Source organism: Maribellus comscasis, from assembly GCF_009762775.1.
GTDB lineage: Bacteria > Bacteroidota > Bacteroidia > Bacteroidales > Prolixibacteraceae > Draconibacterium > Draconibacterium comscasis.
In genome coordinates this window covers 3577775-3599442 of the sequence record NZ_CP046401.1, presented here as the reverse complement: position 1 = coordinate 3599442, position 21668 = coordinate 3577775, and the positions used below count along the sequence as shown (strand labels likewise).

The 21668-nt window shown below is 38.7% G+C and carries 11 protein-coding genes; 1 reads left to right on the top strand and 10 read right to left on the bottom strand.

Going from position 1 to position 21668, the window contains the following annotated elements; all coding sequences use genetic code 11:
* Nucleotides 1–27: 27 nt before the first annotated feature.
* Nucleotides 28–1773, bottom strand: coding sequence for a RagB/SusD family nutrient uptake outer membrane protein (locus GM418_RS14210; RefSeq protein WP_158867408.1), 1746 nt, complete (start codon nucleotides 1771–1773; stop codon nucleotides 28–30).
* A gap of 11 nt (nucleotides 1774–1784) precedes the next feature.
* Complete coding sequence (locus GM418_RS14205) at nucleotides 1785–4994, bottom strand: SusC/RagA family TonB-linked outer membrane protein (protein ID WP_158867406.1); 3210 nt, start codon at nucleotides 4992–4994, stop codon at nucleotides 1785–1787.
* Between the two features lie 283 nt (nucleotides 4995–5277).
* Between GM418_RS14205 and GM418_RS14200 the strand changes: the two genes are divergently transcribed.
* On the top strand, nucleotides 5278–9243 hold the full coding sequence (locus GM418_RS14200; RefSeq protein ID WP_158867404.1) for a hybrid sensor histidine kinase/response regulator transcription factor: 3966 nt from the start codon (nucleotides 5278–5280) through the stop codon (nucleotides 9241–9243).
* Nucleotides 9244–9308: 65 nt separating this feature from the next.
* Here GM418_RS14200 and GM418_RS14195 read toward each other — a convergent pair whose 3' ends face one another.
* The 8 genes from GM418_RS14195 to GM418_RS14160 form a co-directional block, all read right to left on the bottom strand.
* A complete protein-coding gene (locus tag GM418_RS14195; protein ID WP_158867402.1) occupies nucleotides 9309–10391 on the bottom strand; it encodes a glycoside hydrolase family 88/105 protein in 1083 nt (360 codons plus the stop codon).
* A 270-nt stretch (nucleotides 10392–10661) separates the two neighbouring features.
* The gene (locus GM418_RS14190; protein WP_158867400.1) at nucleotides 10662–12611 is read right to left on the bottom strand and encodes a hypothetical protein; all 1950 of its coding nucleotides are present in this window, start codon (nucleotides 12609–12611) and stop codon (nucleotides 10662–10664) included.
* Entirely contained in the window at nucleotides 12598–13458 is an 861-nt protein-coding gene (locus GM418_RS14185) for a DUF4861 family protein (RefSeq protein WP_158867398.1), read from the bottom strand. Before GM418_RS14185 ends, GM418_RS14190 begins: the two co-directional genes overlap by 14 nt.
* A 110-nt stretch (nucleotides 13459–13568) precedes the next feature.
* Nucleotides 13569–14507, bottom strand: a complete 939-nt coding sequence (locus GM418_RS31860) for a PKD domain-containing protein (protein WP_158867396.1) — start codon at nucleotides 14505–14507, stop codon at nucleotides 13569–13571.
* Nucleotides 14508–14554: 47 nt separating this feature from the next.
* Nucleotides 14555–16045 (bottom strand): SusD/RagB family nutrient-binding outer membrane lipoprotein, encoded by a 1491-nt coding sequence (locus tag GM418_RS14175; protein ID WP_158867394.1) that lies wholly within the window; start codon nucleotides 16043–16045, stop codon nucleotides 14555–14557.
* 30 nt (nucleotides 16046–16075) lie between these two features.
* On the bottom strand, nucleotides 16076–19474 hold the full coding sequence (locus GM418_RS14170; protein WP_158867392.1) for a SusC/RagA family TonB-linked outer membrane protein: 3399 nt from the start codon (nucleotides 19472–19474) through the stop codon (nucleotides 16076–16078).
* A gap of 222 nt (nucleotides 19475–19696) precedes the next feature.
* Entirely contained in the window at nucleotides 19697–20686 is a 990-nt protein-coding gene (locus tag GM418_RS14165; protein WP_158867390.1) for a FecR family protein, read from the bottom strand.
* 81 nt (nucleotides 20687–20767) lie between these two features.
* The gene (locus tag GM418_RS14160; protein WP_158867388.1) at nucleotides 20768–21355 is read right to left on the bottom strand and encodes an RNA polymerase sigma-70 factor; all 588 of its coding nucleotides are present in this window, start codon (nucleotides 21353–21355) and stop codon (nucleotides 20768–20770) included.
* Nucleotides 21356–21668 lie beyond the last annotated feature (313 nt).

Below are 21668 nucleotides of genomic sequence, written 5' to 3'. Positions count from 1 at the left end.
AAAACAGAAGACCGTATTGTATTCTTATTATTCGGGATCTTCCGATAAATTTGGATTTTGTTCAATGGCATCAAGAGGAATAGACCACAGATAATACTGGTCGGCGGTAAAAGTTCGCGTTCCTACGATAATTTTCTTAGAATCATCCAGGTCGCCATCCAACACATTTGCATTTGCGTTCCTGTTGTCTCCCAACGGTATTCCGTAGACATTGGTTTCAGAAAACAGTTGTTCCCCCAAACGATGCCTGCGGATGTCGAAAAAACGTTGCGGGCCTTCGAGAGCAAATTCAATTCTTCTTTCCTGTAAAATAATATCCAGCGCCTGGTCAACACTGCCAACACTGCCATAACTGGTGCTAACAGAAGGCATACCAACACGGTCACGAATCTCATCAACCAAAGACATGGCAAGGCCTATATTTTGATCTTTTCCAAGAACAGCTTCGGCATACATTAAAACAACTTCGGCAAAACGGATAAAATGGTACTGGATATCGCCACTTTGAGGTTCAATAAAATCAAAATCCATGTATTTTTGAAAATTGTAACCTGTTTTATTTATTCCGTTTTTATTTACATCATCCGTTTTCACGGATTCAACAGTAACGCCGCTTTCCAATGTTACCGTAGGATCTTTTTTGGGATGAGGATCAAAAACATATAAATCGTTTACACCATCGCCTCCTTTAGCAGGAATAATATCTCCGCTTTTCAAAATTGTTATATCCAGGCGAGGATCCCTGTTATCCCACGGATTTGCAGCATCATAACCCGATTCAGCATTTGAAATTGCCAGCCCGTTTGATTTTACCTGGTAAGCTTCAATCAGCGAACTGGTTGCTCCAATATAATTACTGTTGTTTGATCTGGTTCCGGAAAATGCTCCTTTAGGCAAAATAACAAGTTCGTAAGCATGGTTTTTAAAATCGCGGTTATAGTTAATTGTTAATATTACCCCGTTTGACGCGCCATTGGCCGATTCGCGGGTAAACAACATTTGATAACCTTCTTTTCCGGGGTCCAGGCTATAAATCCCGGTGTTATAAACCTCGCCCGCAGCTTCTGCTGCACCCGTATATAAATATGCTTTATCGGGATACCAGTCAATTGCATTTAACAAATGGCGTGCTTTAAGCGCCAACGCTGCCCCTCTTGTTATTCGCACTTCGTCACCGGCATCTTCATATGTTTCAGGTAAAATTTCAGCGATTTCATCCAGTTCGGAATTTACAAAATCAAAAACCTTCTCGCGTGTGGCCCTTTTTGGAAAAAAATCGGGTTCAGTAGGCTCTGTTAGCAACGGCACAGCTCCAAACAGAAAATTTAAGCGGGCATAATTCATCGCCCGAATAAAACGAGCCTCTGCAATATAACGATTGTACAATTCAGGGTCGGAAAAATTTTCCTCGGCCTGTGGTGCACGGGCTAAAAATTCGTTTACATCCCTTATGGTTGTGTATCTCGTTTCCCAATCGTAACCCAGAACTTTTTTACTTGGGCTAAAGTCGAGATCAGAGGATTGGTTCCCACCTGCCCGGTGATAGGCATCATCGGTCCACATGGAATAAATATATTCGCTTTGGTTTACATTTCCCCCCGTGTTAAAACCCTGCAACTGACGGTACAACCCGTTTAATGCAAAACGTATATCCTGTTCAGTAGTATAAACAGTTGAAACAGAGTACTGATTCAATGGGTTCTTGTCCAGAAATTCTTCGCAACCTGTAAATGCGAATGTGAATAATATGATGTATAAAATACTTTTTTTCATGTCGATTCAATTTAGAAAGTAAAATTTGCGCCAAAAGTAAAGGTACGGGGTAATGGATAATCAACTTCTCCGATTCCCAATTCCGGATCCCAGCCATAATCACTGGCATAAAAGTTATCGCATAAGATAAACGGATTCTCTACCGACACAAAAAAATCTGCCTTTTTCAGGAACCGTGTCTTTTGAAACCATTTTTTATTAACAGCGTAGCTGAGGTTCATATTTCTGACCCTTAAATAGCTTGCGTTCCTCATCCAATAGCTGGATCTGTCGTAATTAATTAAACCTGACCGCACCAAAGGATAGGCAGCTTCTCTATCCGGATTATCGGGATCAAAACTTTTCAGATGTACGGCAAAAGCATTCCCTACGCCACCTGAAAAATGTTGATTTGACTGTCCTCCTGTTGCATAAATTGTTCGGTTGAGAACTCCGCTGACGACAGCAGAAAAGCTAAAGGATTTATAAGCAAGCCCCAACTGTCCACCTATCCGGTAATTCCCTCTTAAATCCTCAATAATTTCGCGATCATAAGTCGCATCAATCTGACCATCGGGGGTACCATCAGGTCCGCTAATGTCGACCAGTTTAGGAGCACCTACATAAAGCAATGATGCATTGGGGCCTTCAAAAGTGTGTGTACTTACATACTCATCCAGTTCTTCCTGGCTGGCTATCAATCCGTCGGCCCGATAGCCATAAGCGATTCCAACCGGAAATCCCTCTTCTCTCAGACTGCTGCCATAATTAGGCTCTTCTCCGCCCAATGACAGCCACTCCGAACGGACATTGGTTGCGTTAAGTGAAACGGTATATCTGAAATCCCCGATGTTATTTTTGTGAGTTACAATCAATTCCCAACCTTTGTATTCCTGAGAGCGCCGGTTTACACTGGGTGCAGGCAGCCCAAATTCCTGTGCTATTTGCACATCGGCAAGAATATCATATATGCGGTTTCTAAACACATCGGCCATAACACTTATTTTGCCATCATACAATCCAATGTCTACCCCCAGGTTTATTTTTTTATGTGTTTCCCATGTTAACTCAGGGCTGGCATAATTAGCAATTACCAATCCCGGTTCCATTCCGGTTGACCACGGGTAACCGTTATTTTGATTAACACGCTGAATAAAGGAGAGCGCAGAAACGTTATCTAGACCAACTTCGCCCCAGGCTCCACGTAGTTTTAGCAAACTAATTTTTTCAATACCTGCCATAAATTCTTCTTCCTTAACATTCCAGCCCAGCGAGAAGGAAGGGAAAAACCCGCTTCTGTAGCCCTTTGCAAAATTCGAAGACCAGTCGTTTCGAAAGGAAAATTCAATAAGGTAGCGCCCTTTGTAATCGTAATTTATTCTTCCAAGTGCCGACAGGTTGCTTGATTCGCTTGCATCAGAATTGTTTGTTAACCCTGTTTCTACTCCTCCAACGTCTAAACTGAGAACTGCATCGCTTAAAAAATCTTCCCGTTTTGTATTGAATCCTTCTGATTTCTTTTCTTCGGTTTGCCACCCCAGCAGCGCATTTACCGAATGGTTGTCGATTGACCAGTTGTAGCGCAACAACGACTGTGTTGTAATACTCTGAAAGCGGCTTGTGGAATAGCTTAACGATCTCCCTGTTGACTGTGCCACGGAAATTGGATTAGAAGAATACTCCCCGGTTTGTCCATCGAATTCAAGCGACGCATAATCTATCACATTTGTCCAGTCTTTACCGTTTGAATTGATAATACGTACCCCCACATTTTCTTCAAAACTTAATCCTTTAAATAATTTTAGTTTTGCATTTAGCTGAATCTCAAATGCATCTCTTAAACTTTTATCAAAAGATCCTTTATTTGAAGTTAATACCGGATTTTCGGAAGTGCCCCCATCACCAACGGCATACAGCCCCGACCCCAGGTGATCTCTTACCGGATAGTAAGGAACCGCACGCAGACCGCGGCCATTTTCAATAGGAACGGAAATTTGGGTGCGATGTGAATATGCACTGTTCGTGCCGATAGTTAACCACTTATTTACATCGGTTTGAAGTTTAACACGGACATTATACCGTTTAAAGCCATCGAGGTCTGAAATATTTACCCCGTCCTGATCGACATATCCCAAAGCCATCGAATATACCGTTTTATCGGTGCCTCCTCTTAAACTAAGATTCTGTGAAATTTGCGATGCATTTTGTCCGTATAAAATATCGGACCAACGTGTATCAAAAAACTCTCCATTCATGGCCCGGCTAATAACATCCTCACTAAATAACGAATACGTTTCCGCAGACTCCGGATCTACTCCGTTAATGTAAATTTGTTCATTTAACTCTGCCTTGTTCCGAAGTTGCATATATTCAACCGTATTGGCCAGTTCCGGGATTTTTGTATATCCCTGTACGCTTGTCTGAATCCCATAAGTAAACTCAACAGGTTTGTTTTTTTGTCCGTCTTTAGTTGTAATAAGGATTACCCCATTGGCAGCCTGCAAACCATAAACAGCGGCAGCAGAGGCATCTTTCAAAACCGAAATTTCTGCAACCTGGTTGGGATCTACATCGCCTAATGAAGACTGAAACCCGTCGACCAAAACAATGGGACTTCCGTTACCCCGGATCGTTAGTCCGGGAAAATTTCCGGGACGTCCGTTTGATTGAGATACATTCAATCCGGGTGTCATTCCTGAAAGCCCTTGCTGCACGGATACAATTGGCCTTCCCTCCAGCGCTTCATCGGTTTTGATTGTAGAAATCGCACTGGTTACTTTACGCTTTATTTGTGTTCCGTAACCAACCGCAATTACTTCATCGAGCCCAATTGCGTCTTCTGCCATTACAACATCAAATACTGTTTTTCCACTTGCTCGAACCTCCTGTGTTTTCATTCCCACAAACGAAAAAACAACTATCGCATTTTCGCCAACACCTGACAATGAAAAATTTCCTTCTAAATCAGTAACTGTTCCAATGGTCGTTCCTTTTAGCAAAACAGAAACACCAGGTATCGGTAAATTATTTCTATCAACGACCTTTCCGCTGATATTCTTCTCAATCTGTTCTGTATTTTGATTAAAGGCTTTCGTGTGCATTGAAAAATTATTTTCAGCATGAAGCCCCGTTGATAAAAGTAAGAATACAACAAAATACCAAACATTCTGTTGGTTTAGCTTTCGAAACAAAGCACTGCCTATACTTTGCCTCAGACATTTTATCTCTCCGTTTTTTTTCATAATTAATTATTTTTTTAATCTTCTATTTAGCGGAATAATAATCCGGATTGGATCCGGCAAATCCAATCCGGGTTATGTATTTGTAACTTTTTGTATCAGTACAAAAACAACTCTTATTGATTTCGGGAACAAAACTAAAACATATAAAAGCTACATACCGGAAACGATGTAACAGATATGGGGCACATTTATAACATCTCGTATAACGAGCTTAGATAGAATGAAATATATACATACATTTACCCGACGGTTCATTTCCAGTTTTATTATTTATAATTGTAATATGAAGAAATATGCTTTAGCAATACTCATTCTATTTTGTTCGTTACTTAACCGTGCCAACGATTTTCGCCTTGATAAAATTCAAATTGAAGACGGGCTCACCCAAAGCGATGTCACTTCAATTGTTCAGGACAGAAATGGTTTTATATGGTTTGCTACAAACAATGGATTGAATCAGTATGACGGCTACCGGATTAAACAATTTAAGCACACTCCCGGATTAAAAAACCAATTGATTGACAACAAAATCAACACGATGGAGCTGGACAGTCAGAATAATATCTGGATTGGAGCAAAAACCGGCTTGTGCTGTTACAATATATCTTCCAATAAATTTGTAGTAATCAACGACGTATTAAGAAATAACAATTACGAGCCCATTCGAGATGTTAGCCAGATATTTCACTCTTCGGAAAATCAAATCTGGGCGATAATAGATAACCAGATTTGCAGGCTGGATGAAACCCAACAATTTTTTATTGCCCAGGATATTCAACAAAACGATTATAACATTGGGCGTATTAATCAAGTGCTTGAAAATACATCACTCAAACAATTAATTTTAGCAACCACCCGCGGCGTGTGGGTATACGATGCATCAAAAAACACGGTTAGTCCAATAATACTAACAACAGCCAGCCATTGCCGGTACGATCCATCTACCAATGGATATTATATTGCTGATGCAGATGGATTAACTTATATTCAGAAGGAAAAAAATATAAAGGAGGAAATTCTTTATAATGGTGCAAATATTCAGCACATAAGAGCTCTGTTTAAAGATTCAGAAAACCGAATATGGATTGGTACAAAAGATAATGGCATATTTATCAGAGACGAAAATGGTATTGTCCAGTTTACACACAACCCCTCCAACCCAAACTCTATCAGCAGCAATGAAATAAGATACATCTACGAAGATTCATCCAAAGTAGTTTGGGTGGGAACAACTACAGGGGGAGTAAATAAATTTGTATCTGATTATTCTCTTTTTAATACGCTTCGGGTTAATCCATATACCGAAAACAGAGGGCTGAGTGACAAAGTTGTAAAATCGGTATACATAGAAAACAATAACAAAGTTTGGATTGGAACCAAAGAGGGTGTCCTCAATTTATGGGATAGAAAAAACAACAAATTGTTTTATTACAAAAACACACACACTTTCTATATTAACGACATAGAACAAAGTACAGATGAAAACTTTTTATGGATTGGCGGCACCTACGGACTTTACCGGTTTAATAAAAAAACCGGGCAATTCAAACATTTTCCTTCCGCTACAAAAAATGGCAATTTGTATGTGAATACACTTTTTATGGATTTTGACTCTACTCTTTGGTACGGCTCTCCCACCGGGTTGTTTGCTTTAAAAAACGACAAAATTACTGCCCGCCTTTCCGGAACCGACAAATTTGGGATTTCGAATAAATGCAGATTTATATACCGCAAAAACAAAAATGCAAAACTCTGGATTGGATTTCAGGAAAAAGGAGTGGCAGAGGCAGTTATGAAAGATGGCGAAATATCACTCAAAATGTTCTCTCATGTTGCTGGGGATTCTGCCAGCATTAATTTTAACGACATTTCGTGTATGCTTGAAGATTCAAAAGGCCGGTTATGGTTTGGAACCTGGGGCAGAGGAATCAATTTATTAACGGATTATAATACCGGCACATTTAAACATTTTACAACCAAAAACGGATTGTCTGACAACATTGTTTTTGGGATGTATGAAGATAAATCCGGTCAACTGTGGATTAGTACCTACAACGGATTATCGAAATTCAATCCTGCAACCGAATCCTTTACAAACTACACCTATTTAGATGGTTTACAAAGCAACGAATTCTCGGTGGGAGCACACGCACAATCAAAAAAAGGAGAACTGTTTTTTGGCGGGATCAATGGCCTCAACTACTTTTTCCCTGAAAATGTAAAACAAACAAAAGAACAATATCCGTTGGCGATTACCCGGATGAGAATTTACAGTGATGAGGTTAATGTTGACACTGAATATAACAATCGTATCATTTTAGATAAAGCTATCTTTAAAAAAGAAAAAATTACCCTGCCCTATTCGATTAGGTCTTTTTCTTTCGATGTCAGTTTGTTTTCATACGTTGAACCCGAACGAAATCAATTTAAATATACCCTGGAAGGATTTGACAACAAGTGGAATACATCCATTGGAAATACATCCATCAATTATTCCAATCTTTCACCCGGTTCTTACACTTTATTGATAAAAGGACGGACATACAACGGCAAATGGAACCAGGAACCTTTGTCGCTTACCATCGAAATTAGACCACCTTTTTGGGCTTCCATTTGGGGATATATAATTTACGCCGTTGTTCTTGCCGGAATAATTTATGTTTTGCTCTTATTCTATCTAAAATCGCAAAAACAAAAACAAATTATTTTAAAAAATAAATTAAAAGATGAAGCGCAAAAAGACATGTACAATACGCGTATGCGGTTTTATACCAACATTTCACACGAATTACGGACTCCATTGTCTCTTATTTTAGGATTGACAAATAAAATACAAAAATCTTCTGCCGGAGATACATCAAAATCCATTGAAATAATAAAACGCAATGCCGAAAAATTACTTACGCTGATAAATGAAATACTTGACTTCAGAAAAATTGAAACACAAAACATTAAGGTTGAAAAAAAGAACCGGGAAATTGTTTCGTTTGTCCGGTCGATTTATGTAAACTTCAAAGACGCCAGCGAAAAAAGTGATATTACATTCCATTTCGAATCGAAAATAAAATCTCTGATGTTGGATTTTGATATCGAAAAGACAGAAAAAATAATCTATAACTTACTGTCCAATGCGCTAAAACATACTAAAAACGAAATAAATGTAGTGGTTGCCACAGATGAAACCAAAGACAAGCGATTAATAAGCATTTCGGTAAGCGATAATGGCAACGGTATAAGCGTTGAAGAACAAAACCATATTTTCACAAGATTTTACCAGGGCATTAGCAGCACAAAACATTTGGGGTCGGGTATTGGCCTTAATCTTTCTCTTGAGTTGGCCAGGTTGCAGGAAGGGAACCTGAAAGTACAAAGCGATATTGGCAAGGGCTCCAGGTTTACTTTGTTTTTACCGGTACAAAATGTTAACAGCGAAATTGAATTGGGGGATCAGGAGGAAAACGCAGAAAACCTCCCTGTGGTTTTAGTAATTGACGACAATAAGGACATGTGCTTTTATTTTGAAGAGATATTGTGCGACGAATATCAGGTAAGCAAAGCATATTGCGGGAACGACGGCCTTCAAATTGCCAATGAAATCATGCCCGATATTATTATTTGCGATATAATGATGCCGGATATGGATGGAATAACGCTCTGTAAAATGTTTAAAGAATCCGTAAAAACAAACCACATTCCTGTAGTCCTGGTTTCAGCCCGCTCTACAGATCAGTACAAAATTGAAGGATTACAATACGGAGCCGACGCTTACCTTACAAAACCTTTTTCGGAAGAACATTTGAAAGCACAAATGGAAAGTATTTTTAAAACACGGGATACGATGCGGGAAAAACTAAAATTGGAATTGCTTTCAAAACCAAAAGAAGTTGAACAGGATTCTCCTCAAAACCTGCTGATGCGAAAAATTGTGGAATCTATTGAAGCCAATATTGCCGATTGTAATTACAGCGTAGAGCAACTGAGTAAAGATGTTGCTTTAAGCCGCATGCATCTTACCCGGAAATTAAACGGTATTATCGGAATGAGTCCCGGGAATTTCATTCGTGATTTCAGGCTTCAAAGAGCCGCTGATTTATTAAAAAACAGCGACATGAATGTCAGCGAAGTTTGTTATACCGTTGGATTCAACACACCAAAATATTTCAGAGCTATTTTTGCCAAAAAATTTGGAGTCAATCCCAACGAATATCAAAATTCTGCCCGGTTGGTAACGACTTCCCGAGAACAATGATTGCATTAAGTTCCACAAAAACCCCGGAAAGCTCATCACTATTATTTCCAGAGAATTTTTAATCGTTAATTGTAATTGTCCAATAGCTCCACCATAGCAGTTGCGGCCCAAAGAACGGCAGCCTGCCCATGATAATCGCCGGTTAGTTTCCAACGTTTCAGGTAATGTTTTTCACTATTTTTGGCATTGGTGGCAATACATACATTTTTTGTTTTTCCTTTTTTGTTCACATAGCCCGCCAATGCATCCCAGCCTTTTGTTACATTATCTTTATACTCATCAAAAGGGAGCCAGCCCATATCGATTCCTGAAGCCATGGCATAAAGAAACATTCCCGAGCTAGACGTCTCTGCATAACTTTCCGGATAATCGATTAGCTGGTGCCACATGCCATCTTCTCCCTGGAAATTTTTTAATGTCAACATCATTTTTTGATATGCTTTTAACAGCGGAAGATAATGTTCATGTGTTTTGGGCAAAACCAGCAATACCTCGGTTAAAGAAGCGGCAGCCCAACCATTTCCACGCCCCCAAAAGAAAGGCGCATCTTTCCGGTGGTAAAACAAACCATTCTCTCGTTGAAGGCTGTCGCAGTAAATTTTTAATAACAAAGCAGCACGATCGAGATATTTTTGCTCTTGGGTCGATTTATACGCCTGAACCTGCAACGAACCAACCATGTACATATCGTCTACCCAAAACCGGGAATAGGAAGTTAAACCGTCCTCCCGCACATTTTTGTATTCATCGTCAGCCAATTCTTTCCCTATCTGCAAATATTTTTCGTTTCCGGTTTGCCGGTATAATTCAAATGGCCAGATTCCAAACACATTGTAATCCACATGTCCTTTTCTGTGATTGCGTTTGCCATTTACATAAGGTTCAATTCCCTTTTCCATCTGTCGGGTTATTTCGCTATCGCCCGTGGCATCACCAAAAATTAACGAACCGTAGTAGGTGCAAACCATTGCATAAAACCGGTACGATTTCTTCTTTGCAACGTGATCTGTAATTCTTTTACCAATTTCAACCGGGTCTGTTTTAACCTGAATGTTTTGATTGTTACTATTTTGAGCTTTTACAGTACGACTAAACGATACGCTTAATGCCAAGACAATTAAAAGCCCCGATATAAGTTGTTTTTTCATATGATTAAAATTGTTATTGAATGTCCGTAATGCATCATAAATAGAACGTCACCCTGAACTTGTTTCTGGGTCTCATTGATAATACATTGATTATCAAAAAGGATTAGATGCTGAAACAAGTTCAGCATGACGAACAAAAGAGATATGACACAATACGGATATTCACAAAATTGTTTATTTATAAAGTATCATATGGAACTCCCGATGAATTTAATCATTCCCTTGTGTGTATTTAGAATGCTAAAATTCATGCTCGTTTCATGATATTCTTTATTTGTAGATTCTGATTAGTTTATCAAAATCAAGGAACAATGATTTTCCCTTGTAATTAAAAGTTAGTGTTTTGTCTTTTTTCTCTGCTTTTGCATAAGGAGAATCGTAACGGCTGTAATTTGTATCTGTTAGTTTGCCATCAATCATAAAATCTTCTCCAAATTTCAATTGATAGGTTTTGCCATTCGACTGATAGTTTAATTCCAGTGTTTCAGCAGAAAAACTTACTTTACTATTCTTAATGCGTTCTACAAAAGCTTCAAACGAATCATCTTCGTTTTTTGAGCCGGCCTCGGTAATCCAAAATGTTTGTTTTCCTTTTTGAATAACATCGTCATTTGCTTCATCTCTGAATTCAAAATTATTGGCGCCAATAAATGCACAGTAGGTTTCGTCTTTTTTGCCAAATACATAATTTCGGTCGATGTAAGCCGTATCAAACTTTTCTGAAGGAAAATACGCTCGCGTATAATCGAGCAAATCCATTTCCATCATTCCTTTTTTATCCGGAATATTGTAGATCGAAAGGTTTACATTTTTATCCTGCACAGCGTGCGGGATGTGTCCGTAACCCACCCAATAATTTGGCGATTGGTTTTCTACATCTTTTTCGATGGCGGGATGAGTATGAAAAATACTAAAATGATTTTTAATGTTCATTCCAAAAATATGTTGCTGATCGCCGTAAGTTCCCGGATGATAACTCTGTGCGGTGTACATCGAGTAATCTTTTGTTTTGTAGGTATAGGTATTGCCTTTTTGAATGGCAACTCCATTCGGTTGAGGATTAAGCAACCGGATTAATAAAGGCTCCAGGTGCAACCAGTCGATTACTTTTAAATCCAATATTTTAAACTCTCCTATAAATTCATTGGAAAACATATTACAGTTTCGAATATGCTTCATGGAATTTCTCACAACTTCAGGATTGGTAAAAGCTTCCATTCCCCATTGCATCATCATACTTCTGGTGTCGGTTCCGTAATAGCCTTCTGCCTTTAACTCCGAAATATCAAGTCCGTTACTTTGCCTGATAACCACGTTTGATGAATCTTTTGCAATTTCTGCGATAACCGGGGGCAACTCATATTTTTGTGTTGTCATCATTCCATGCATCATTCCGGGGCCAATTTTTTCGCCACTCCCCCAGAAATATGTTGTCATTCCACCCAGCGTTGAGCCTGAACCACCTGTCCGATTATTTTTGTACGCACGGCCACTGGCGCTAACAAACATGGTATTTATGTTTTGCGTGGCAACATCGTAAAAAAGCAAGTCCAAAATCATCCGGCATTTTACGGAGATTTCCTCGTCTTCTGCAAAATCTATGAGATTCGTTAACGCGCCAATATCTTCTTTATAATAGGTGCCTGAATAAAATTCAATAAAACCGTAATTCCACCGCATTTCGAGCCAGTCGAGTATTCGTTTTCGGGCTTTTTGCAGGTGTTGTTTTCCTGTTAAACCACTGTTTGGGAAAATCGTGTCAGGGTATTTTTGGCCAATCAGATATTCAGCAGAAGCAAAAAGGATTTGGTGGTTTTCACTCCAGTAACACATTGAATTCTCTCCGGACTCGTCCCACCAATACCGGAAGTTAAAGAGAACTTCTTCAATTTTGTTTTTATAATCTTCAGGAATCTGGTCACCTGCTTCATAAAGAATTCGAATAAGATTAACCAATCTGAAATCGGAGCAGTCGTATTCTTCTTTTATGTATCTCAGCGTTCCATCCAGCCGATTCCAATCAATTTCAGTCGCACCATTGGCTAATTCATACTGAACTTCGTTGTCCTGTAACTTAATTTTCTCAGCAGGCCGCCTGGGGATGAGTTCATATTTTGAAATGCGGATTAAGTCAACAACGACGGTTATTGCAACTCCCAGAAGCAGTAATAAAAGTATGTGTTTGATTTTGAATTTTTTAGGCATGTTAATTCCGTTCATCTAAGTATTGTTTAAATTTTTCGAAAGAATTCATTTCAGCTTCACGCGCATTGGCTGATGTAATTCTAATTTTCATCTGTTTTGTTGGTTTTGAAATTAACAGGTGTTGATCGCCGGTATCCAATTCCTTTTCAAAATCATTTCGGTTAAAAAGAATGGTTCCTCCAATTTCAACTTGTTCGGCGGCAACATCTTCCGGGTGAATTCCCCAGGTTGCGATGTATTTGTTGCTTTTCTCAATTCTAAGGTTGTTAAAATAGTTTATTCCGGTAACAAACTGAACCGATTCACCGGTTTGCGAAAAGGCTTCAACTCTTGCCTCACGCTTATCGGAAAAAACAGTTACGCGAACCAAAACAGAAACTTTCTCACCTTTGTACGGAATTCCTTCCGACAACATTTCCATAGAAGATGAGTCTTCAGCTTTTTCAACCCTGGCGGAACGCAAGGAAACAGGATGAAGCGGAACAACTTTTTCGCCATCCCAAAGTCTAATTCCTCCCAAACCAACAGTTTTCCCGACTTTATAATAATCGGCTCCCCAGCCATTGCGTTGATCTTTTTTGGCAGGATACCACTTTTTCTCCCGGATTTCCAGTCCGGGTTTTGCTTTTGAATAAACATCAATTGCCGCCTTTTTATTAAAATACAAACGAAATCCCAGCCACTGGTTTTCAACTGCCGGACCATGATGTCCAAGCTTTGTGAAAAGATTTCCTGATTTCGATTCAATTTGAGCTAAGTAATTACTTTTATCCTTTTTCAGGAAAAGGCTGACATCTGTTTTATCCTGGGCAATTCCCTGAATTACAAAGAATAGAGCGAACAATAAATGCAATAATTTCATGAAATACTTTTCACTTCAGGTATATTAATTCATCGAAAAAAGTTGCTCCCAATCAATTTATTTAAAAGATATCATGGGAGCTTACCTTCATTCTTACCTAAACCAACTATTTATTTGGGAGTGAATGTAAAATGGATCATCAATGAAGTATGATAAGGAAGTTGTTCCACCACATTCAATCCGATGGCCATGTTAATCTCGTTTGCCGATATTTCTTTGATTATAAACAGCGGGGACAAATCCAGAAAACCGATAAATTGTCCTTCTGAAAATACCAGTCGTGCCACCTTATTATCACTTTCGTTAAAAGTAAAAGTAACCTCTTCCGGAGCCGATGCACCAGTGAAAACATTAAAAACATCAACCGTATAATCATCATAATCCAATGACCACGTTCCGCTTGTTGGTGGCGTATAAGTTGATGAGCAAAGAGGAACGGTACTAAGATCGCTGGAAGGAACTGCTACGGTTCCGGTTGCCGATCCAAAAAGAATACCAGCCAGAATAAGCCCGTTTTTGGAATCTATCTTATATGTTCCGTCGGGATAAAATGTATATTCATCTTCGTATTCATCTTTTAATCCAAAATAGCGAAGTACTTCTTCAACCGATGAATTTTCAATTTTAAGGTCGTCGCCAACACTCCCTGAACCATCTGAACCAACGGTATAACCGGTACTCAGCAACCAGGTTTTTCCTTCTGTATTTCCGGGGCCACCAGCCAGTAATTCTTCTATTGGAATGGCAACCTCAAACGATTTTTCTTTTGTTTTTTCGCCACCGGGCCCCGTTACCGTTAATGTTACGGTATATTCCCCGCCACTTCCGTAGGTGTGTACGGGCTCCATTTCGGCAGAAGTATTTCCATCGCCAAAATCCCAAAGATAGGTATCCACATTTTCCGATTTGACTTTTGTTGTTAATTCATATTCATCTAATATGCCGTAGAACTCAAACAAAGGAAGTTCATCTTCTTCTTCGCACGATACCAGCATGGTAATTAAAAATGCAAAAAAGACTAATTTATGTGTTGCTACTAATTTTTTCATAATTATTCGTTTCTTCAATTATTTAGATTTTGTGCTAAGGGGCTTTACTAATCAACATCCCACCACAAAGCAGTAGTTATTTTATTTTCCCCTTGTTGGGCAATTGCATTGGCAACATTTTCGGCATTGGTGATTAATTCATCGGTTCCGTAAATTAATCGTTTTGGAAAATAGCCTTCGGTAACTCCCTGAGCCATGTCTTCACCACGTTGCGTAATTACCGGATAATCTGTTCTTCTCATATTGCTGAATATTTCAGCAAAATTTGGAATTAAAGCAATCCATACCTGTGTGGAAATCTGCTCTAATTTCTCTTCATCACTTCCACTTAAGCTTGCTTCAGCTTCGTCAGTTAAAAAGGCTGTAATCTGGTCTTCCGGGACGTTCCATTTTTCCATGGCTTTTTGAATTCCTTCCTGATAAAATTCATTTGCATCGCCCGAACCGAGACCAATCAGTGCAGCTTCTGCTTTTAGAAAGGCCACCTCGTCGGCACAAAGAAAATACGACGGTCTGTCTTTTGCATAAAGCGCTTCAGCCGGATAACAATATTTACTTTGGCTAAAAGCATTTCCGTGATCAAGATCAGTTAATCCATTTTTTATTCCGTAGTATTCCCCATCCTGATTGACCTCCACAAAAATGGGTAGTCGCGGGTCGTTTGTGGTTTTTAACCAATCGACAAACAATTCCCCCATTTTCCATTTTTCCTTTACCGTATAAAGATTGTACCATGGGTTGTTTAATTCTTCAATATCACCATCTTCGTGTTCCAGTTGGGCGTTTTGCTCATTGGTTTCAATCAGCGGTTCACTTAAACATTCTGAAATTACTTCTGCTGAATTGGAAGGATCGACAAACCTGGATCTCATCGCCAATCTTAAGCGTAACGAATTGGCAAATCTCACCCACTTTGTCAAATCATTTTCATACAATGGGTCAAAATCGGGATAAGCATCTTCTGCATTTGCTGTTTTTAATACATCGATGCTGTTTTTTAGTTTATCCAACATATCGTTGTAAATAAACTCCTGTGAATCGTACGCCGGGTAGAGGATATTTTTTCTCCCCCAGCCACCTTCAGAATATGGAATACTCCCGTATAAATCGGTAAGCCGGGCAAAATTACATACACCCAAAATATTTACCAGGGCTAATTTTACCTCGTTAACCGGATTGCCGTCCTCATCCTCATTCAACAAAATTATTTCATTGATATATTTTATTGGCCCCGTGAATTTACCGGTTAAAGTAGAGTTGTACACAGCGTCGTTATAGTCTTCGTATCTGTCGGCCTGACGTCCTAAGCTCGGAGAAACATACATGTGAGAGTACTGAGATCCCATTCTTAAATCGTAAGATCCCGGGCTTTCTTCAATGGTAGATTTTACGGCGCTGGTAAACAGAAATTTATCATCGATACTGGTAACAGCGCTTGGATTCTCATTCATCTCAACCAATGAATTCTCACACCCCCAGTGCATTAAAAAGAGGAATAAAACACTGAATCTTGTTATGATATATTTTATGTTTTTCATTTTTATCTGTTTATAATGTTCAGTGATAAATTAAAAGTTAACTTTTAGTTGCATCCCGATGGAACGTGTACTTGGCAGCGGAGAATGTTCGATTCCCGTACCCACATTGCCGCTGCTGTAACCCGATTCAGAATCTGCATAATTATTCGCACGGTACAAAAAGAACAGGTTTCGTCCAACCAGTGAAATATTGGCATTTTTGAGGGGTGTTTTATCCATCAGTTTTGACGGCATATTATACCCGATTACAACTTCGCGCATCCGAACATTGGTAGCATCTAATACAAACTCTTCACCAACCGACATACTGTAGGGGTTTGTATAGTAAGTATAAGGTGCCAGAGGTATTTCATTTGGTTCTCCGGTATTAATATTTATCCCGTTAACTTTTGGCCCGTCGGGTATTACACCATCCATTGCTGAGCCGTCTGCATTATGGGTTGCATAATATTCTTCCCTGCCCTGCAAGGTTTCAGCATGTGTACCAAAAGTATATTGATAAAACTTACTTCCTGAAATAAAATCACCTCCCAGCTGGAAGTCGATGAGAAAACTCAAACTAAAATTTTTGTAAGTAAACTTGTTGTTAATACCACCGGTTAAGTCCGGATTTATGTTTCCAACTTTTTCGATATCTCCTTTCACCGGATTTCCGTTGTCATCAACATAAATGTCTCCGAAATCATCTCTTAAATAAACGTTTGAATAAATTGAACCAAATGGTTCTCCGGGTCTTGCTTCAATACTCAAAATACTAAAAAATCCCGCTAACTTTAAACTTTCCAGATTTTCGTGTAAGGCGATAACTTCAGAATAATTTTTAGCAGCATTTATTGAAACATCCCAGTTAAATCCTTCTTCATTTTGAATTATGCCCGCATTTAAAAGCATTTCCATCCCTGTGTTTTTTACTTCACCGGCATTTACCACCTTGCTGCTGTAACTACTGGTACTTGGTATTTCAACAGCCATAATCTGGTTTCTGGTCAGGTTGTCGTAGTAGGTAAAATCAAATTCCAACCGGTTATTGAAAAAAGTAAGATTGGTTCCCACTTCCCACGATTCGGTAATTTCAGGTTTCAAATCAGAAGTTGCCAGTGAGCCAATTGTTCCCAGGGGATAGGCGTAGTTTGACTGGTTAAAACCGTAATATTGATTGGTACGGTAAGGGCTGGTGTCATTCCCGACCTTTCCGTAAGAACCGCGTAACCGTCCTGCCGATAAAAAGTTGGAGTCGATTCCCAAAGCCTTGGTAAACAAAAAGCTTAAATTTTCGGAATGATAGAAATAGGAGTTATTTCCTTTAGGTAAAGTTGATGACCAGTCATTCCGGAGTGAGACATCAAAATATAACCACTGATTGTATGTTATTGAGCCCAGTGAATATGCTGAATACACTGCTTTTTCACCAAAACTCAGACCGGTTTCATATTCATTTGCATTGCTGATGTGATAAAGCCCCGGAGCATTTAGCGCCGTGCCGCTCTGGCTCAAGGTATTGTATCTTGAATAACGATAATTACCTCCGGCACTTAAACTTGTTGAAATTTTATCGGATAAATCTTTATTTGCATTAAACATAAAATCAGAATTCCACTCAATATTATTGGACAAAATATTCGACAGGCCTCCCAAAATATTTAAACGGGGTTCGGAACTTCCCGCAGCGTAATGTTCGTGTGTTGTAAGGTTATTGTAGTCCAATCCGGTTTGAACTTTAAAATTTAGCCAGCTTGCCAAATCAACTTTGGTGGAAAGAAAACTGATAACATGGTGTTTTTCATCATTATTTTTCAGGTTGTTTAATGTCCAGTATGGATTGTTTGAAGCCGGTTCATCCTGAAATTTCAATTCATAACCATCAGCATCAACCGTATTGTTTTTTAAATCTCCCAAACGTGTATTTCGTGGCATAATGGTTAACATCCACATTGCATTCCCGGCCGATTCCTGCATATAAACCCGGTTGTCTACGGTTTGATGGATATAGGAAATCTTACTGTCGATTTCCACTTTTTTACCCATTTTCATTGTTCCGCGCATGTTGATTACCTGGCGAGCCAGATCGTTGTTGGGCGATATTCCTTTGCTATTTACATTTGTGAGCGACAAAATAAAATTTGCATTTTCATTTCCTGCATCAAATGTCAGCGAATTTGTACACGTGCTTCCGTTTCTGTAAAAGTCTAAAACGTTATTTGGTTGCGGTGTAAATGGCACTTCCTGTCCCGCAAAATTTGGGAACAATTGTCCTTCCATTTTAGGGCCAAAACTAAGCGTCCAGAAAGTACTTTTAACCGGCATATTTGTACTTTCATCAATTGGCGGATAAGATCCGAGCAATCCGGCACCATAAATATTTTGCAATTCCGTGTATAACACAGGCTGGTCGATGGTATAGTTGGAACTGTATGAAACGCCAAAACCTTTGCCTCTTCCTTTTTTGGTGGTTATCAATATAACGCCATTAGCACCTCTTGAACCATACGCTGCTGATGCTCCTGCACCCTTCAACACACTGATTGATTCAACATTTTCAGGGTCGATCTCACTCATTGCATTTCCCATGTCCTTATATGAAATTCCTCCGTTTGCATTGTTTCCGTCACCCATTGGAACGCCGTCAATTACAAATAAGGGGCGGTTTGAACTGGACAAGGAGGAAACACCTCTTAATACCACACGGCTGGAACTTCCAACGCCTCCAGCCGTTTGCGAAATCTGTAAACCGGCCACTTTTCCTTTCAGGGAGTTTATCATATTGGTTTCCTTTGCCTGATTGATTTCCCCACTGTTTATAGCCGTTAAAGCGTAGCCCAACGATTGTTTTTTCCGATTGATATTAAGTGCAGTTACAACCACCTCTTCCAATGCTTCAATATTTTCCGACATCACCACATCAATTACACTTTTGCCTGCAACCGGGACTTCTATGGCCTGCAAGCCAACAAACGAAAATACAAGTACAGCATCATCGGAAATATTTGAGATAGAATAACTCCCATTCGCTCCTGTAACTACACCATTGGTTGTACCTTTTACTACAACGGTAACCCCGGGAAGCGGCTCACCGGATTCGTCAGTTACAGTTCCGGAAATATCTTTTTGCTGTCCTGTATTTGGATTATCAGCTATTTTGGAAATAGCAATATACCGGTCAACTATTTTATAACTATATCCCGTATTTATTAAAATATCATCCAGTATCTCAGAAATAGGAGCATTTTTATAATCCAAATCAAAATGCTTTTCCAAAATATCATCGTCATATTTTAACATAAAATAAAAATCGGTTTCAGCCTCAACATGTGCAATAAAATCCCTAAAGGTCACATCATTCATTGAAAGGCTCAATTTTGTCGATTGCGCATAAGAACTGGCAACGGTTTGAACGGTAAAAACAAATATCAGTAGTACAGTTATTTTCATTACCTTAAAAAGTTTAGTCAGGCCCCTATATTTAAGGGCATTTTTGTTTTTTTTCATACATTTGTTATTGGTGAGTAATTAGCTGACAAGGCATTTATTTATCGATTTGTGGTTTGTGTTAGCGCACAAACCTTTTACAACAGACTGAAAATATTGGTCGTATTTTCGGTCTGTTTTCTTTTTTAGGAAGTATTCAGTTTATACATAGAATCTTTTTTTTGATTAGTTTATTTTATCCCAATATATAAGGGTAGGTTTATTGGCGCGGGGAACAATCTCGTACTCAAAAGCCGTGGTCAGTTTGAAAACCTCCAGTATTTGGTCGATGGGTTTATTTTTCAAAATCGTTCCGAAATATTTTTCATCGCCAAGTTCTTCATTTCTGATTATGATTTCAACATTATACCAGCGTTCAATAAGCTTTGCAATGTCTTTCATTTTTTCATTTCGAAAAGTAACAAGCCCCTCTTTCCATGAGGTATAAATTGCTGTATTAACCTTTTGCACAAGCAACTTATTCTCATTTTTTGTGAGACTCGCATTTTCTCCGGGTTTAAGCAGCGCAATTTCTTTTCCTTCTTTATCCAGCACACTGATACTTCCTTCCACGAGCGTTGTATTGAATATTTCATCATCGGGATATACTTCAACATTAAATGAAGTACCATAAACTTTGATATCCATAGCCTGCGATTTTACAAGAAAAGGGTGTTTCTTATCCTTTTCCACATCAAAAAATGCCTGGCCTTCAAGAAACACTTCTCTTCTGCCCCGGCTAAAATCAGCGTTGTATTTTATTTCGCTCCCGGAATTTAACAAGACAAAGGTACCGTCAGGTAATTTTAATTCTGTCATCTGCCCCAGCGGAGATTTTACCGTGTATTTTGCTTGATATACCTGCTGTTTGGAGTTTGAATTCAAATATAAATATGACAAAGCGCCGCCTACACCAATCAGCAGAATAAAAACAGCTGCTTGCGCCATTATTTTTCTGAATCTGCTTATCTGTTTTTCTCTCTTCGCAAATTTTTGGAAATTTCGATAGGCAATATCTTCATTTTCCGACGCTTTTTCTGTAAGCGCCCATATTCTTTTCCAGTTGGCAAATTCTTCTTTGTTTTCAGCGCTTTTGTCTATCCACGACAAAACCGCTTTTTTTTCATCTAGAGAGGCTTCTCCCTTCAGATATTTTACAATCAGTTCAAAAGTCATTTTTGCGTTTTATTAATTAAGGTACGCGCATACATCGAAACACCCTGTATTCGAAATCGCATTTTATTTAAAATTGATATTTTATAAAGAACAAAGCAGTGTTATCAGAATACTTAAGAACTCAGCCAGATTCTTTCTTAGAGATTTTAAAGCACGGGTGATGTTGGTTTCAACAGATTTTAAAGCAATTCCCAATTCTTCTGCAATCTCGCGGTTCTTTTTCCCTTCGTACCTGCTTTTAAAAAAAACCAAGCGGCAGCGTTCCGGCAGGTTATCAATGGCACGGGACACTGCCTCTTCGAGTTCAAAAAACTCAATACGATTAAAATCGTAGGACTCCAAAATATCGCGTAAAAGAACTGTTTCCCGCTTTTCAAAACTGCTTTTTACCTTTTCGTGTCTGAGGTAATCAATACATTGTGTTCGTGCTGCGGTATAAAGAAAAGATTTTATTCCGTTTTCTGTTTGCACTTTTTCCCTGTTTAGCCACAGTTTCAGGAAAGATTCCTGGGCAATACTCCGCGACATATCCAAATCAAAAATAAACTGCTTACAAAAACCAACAATGAGGTTGTAATTTGCTTTAAATATCTCCTGGAAAATCCTTTCATCTCCTGATTTAAAAAGCAAAAATTTGTAGGATAGTATTTCCCGGTTATCTTTTGTCAATTGTTTGTGTTAGTAAATTGACTATAAATTTAAATAATAAATTAAAGTTCAAAACATTTATGTAAAATGGAATGTTTCTAAATGAAAAAAACAAATCAACATCCACATAATCACTTATTGACTAGCTAATTCCAATCAAGCCCCAATCCAGTTCCCAACTCCGAATGGGAAAATATCCGTTTTTTTTGGTTTGCTGTATATCGGAATTTCTTTTTTGTTACTTCATACATCCTTTAGATAAAAATGGGGTAACAATAAGAAAAGGATTTAAAATAAAACACAAGCATTTACACAAAACTGTTTGTCATAAGAT

Coding starts and splice junctions, on each gene's coding strand:
- GM418_RS14210 (WP_158867408.1), bottom strand. CDS start 1,773: ATGAAAAAAAGTATTTTATACATCATATTATTCACATTCGCATTTACA.
- GM418_RS14200 (WP_158867404.1), top strand. CDS start 5,278: ATGAAGAAATATGCTTTAGCAATACTCATTCTATTTTGTTCGTTACTT.
- GM418_RS31860 (WP_158867396.1), bottom strand. CDS start 14,507: ATGAAAAAATTAGTAGCAACACATAAATTAGTCTTTTTTGCATTTTTA.
- GM418_RS14170 (WP_158867392.1), bottom strand. CDS start 19,474: ATGAAAATAACTGTACTACTGATATTTGTTTTTACCGTTCAAACCGTT.
- GM418_RS14195 (WP_158867402.1), bottom strand. CDS start 10,391: ATGAAAAAACAACTTATATCGGGGCTTTTAATTGTCTTGGCATTAAGC.
- GM418_RS14190 (WP_158867400.1), bottom strand. CDS start 12,611: ATGAACGGAATTAACATGCCTAAAAAATTCAAAATCAAACACATACTT.
- GM418_RS14165 (WP_158867390.1), bottom strand. CDS start 20,686: ATGACTTTTGAACTGATTGTAAAATATCTGAAGGGAGAAGCCTCTCTA.
- GM418_RS14185 (WP_158867398.1), bottom strand. CDS start 13,458: ATGAAATTATTGCATTTATTGTTCGCTCTATTCTTTGTAATTCAGGGA.
- GM418_RS14205 (WP_158867406.1), bottom strand. CDS start 4,994: ATGAAAAAAAACGGAGAGATAAAATGTCTGAGGCAAAGTATAGGCAGT.
- GM418_RS14175 (WP_158867394.1), bottom strand. CDS start 16,045: ATGAAAAACATAAAATATATCATAACAAGATTCAGTGTTTTATTCCTC.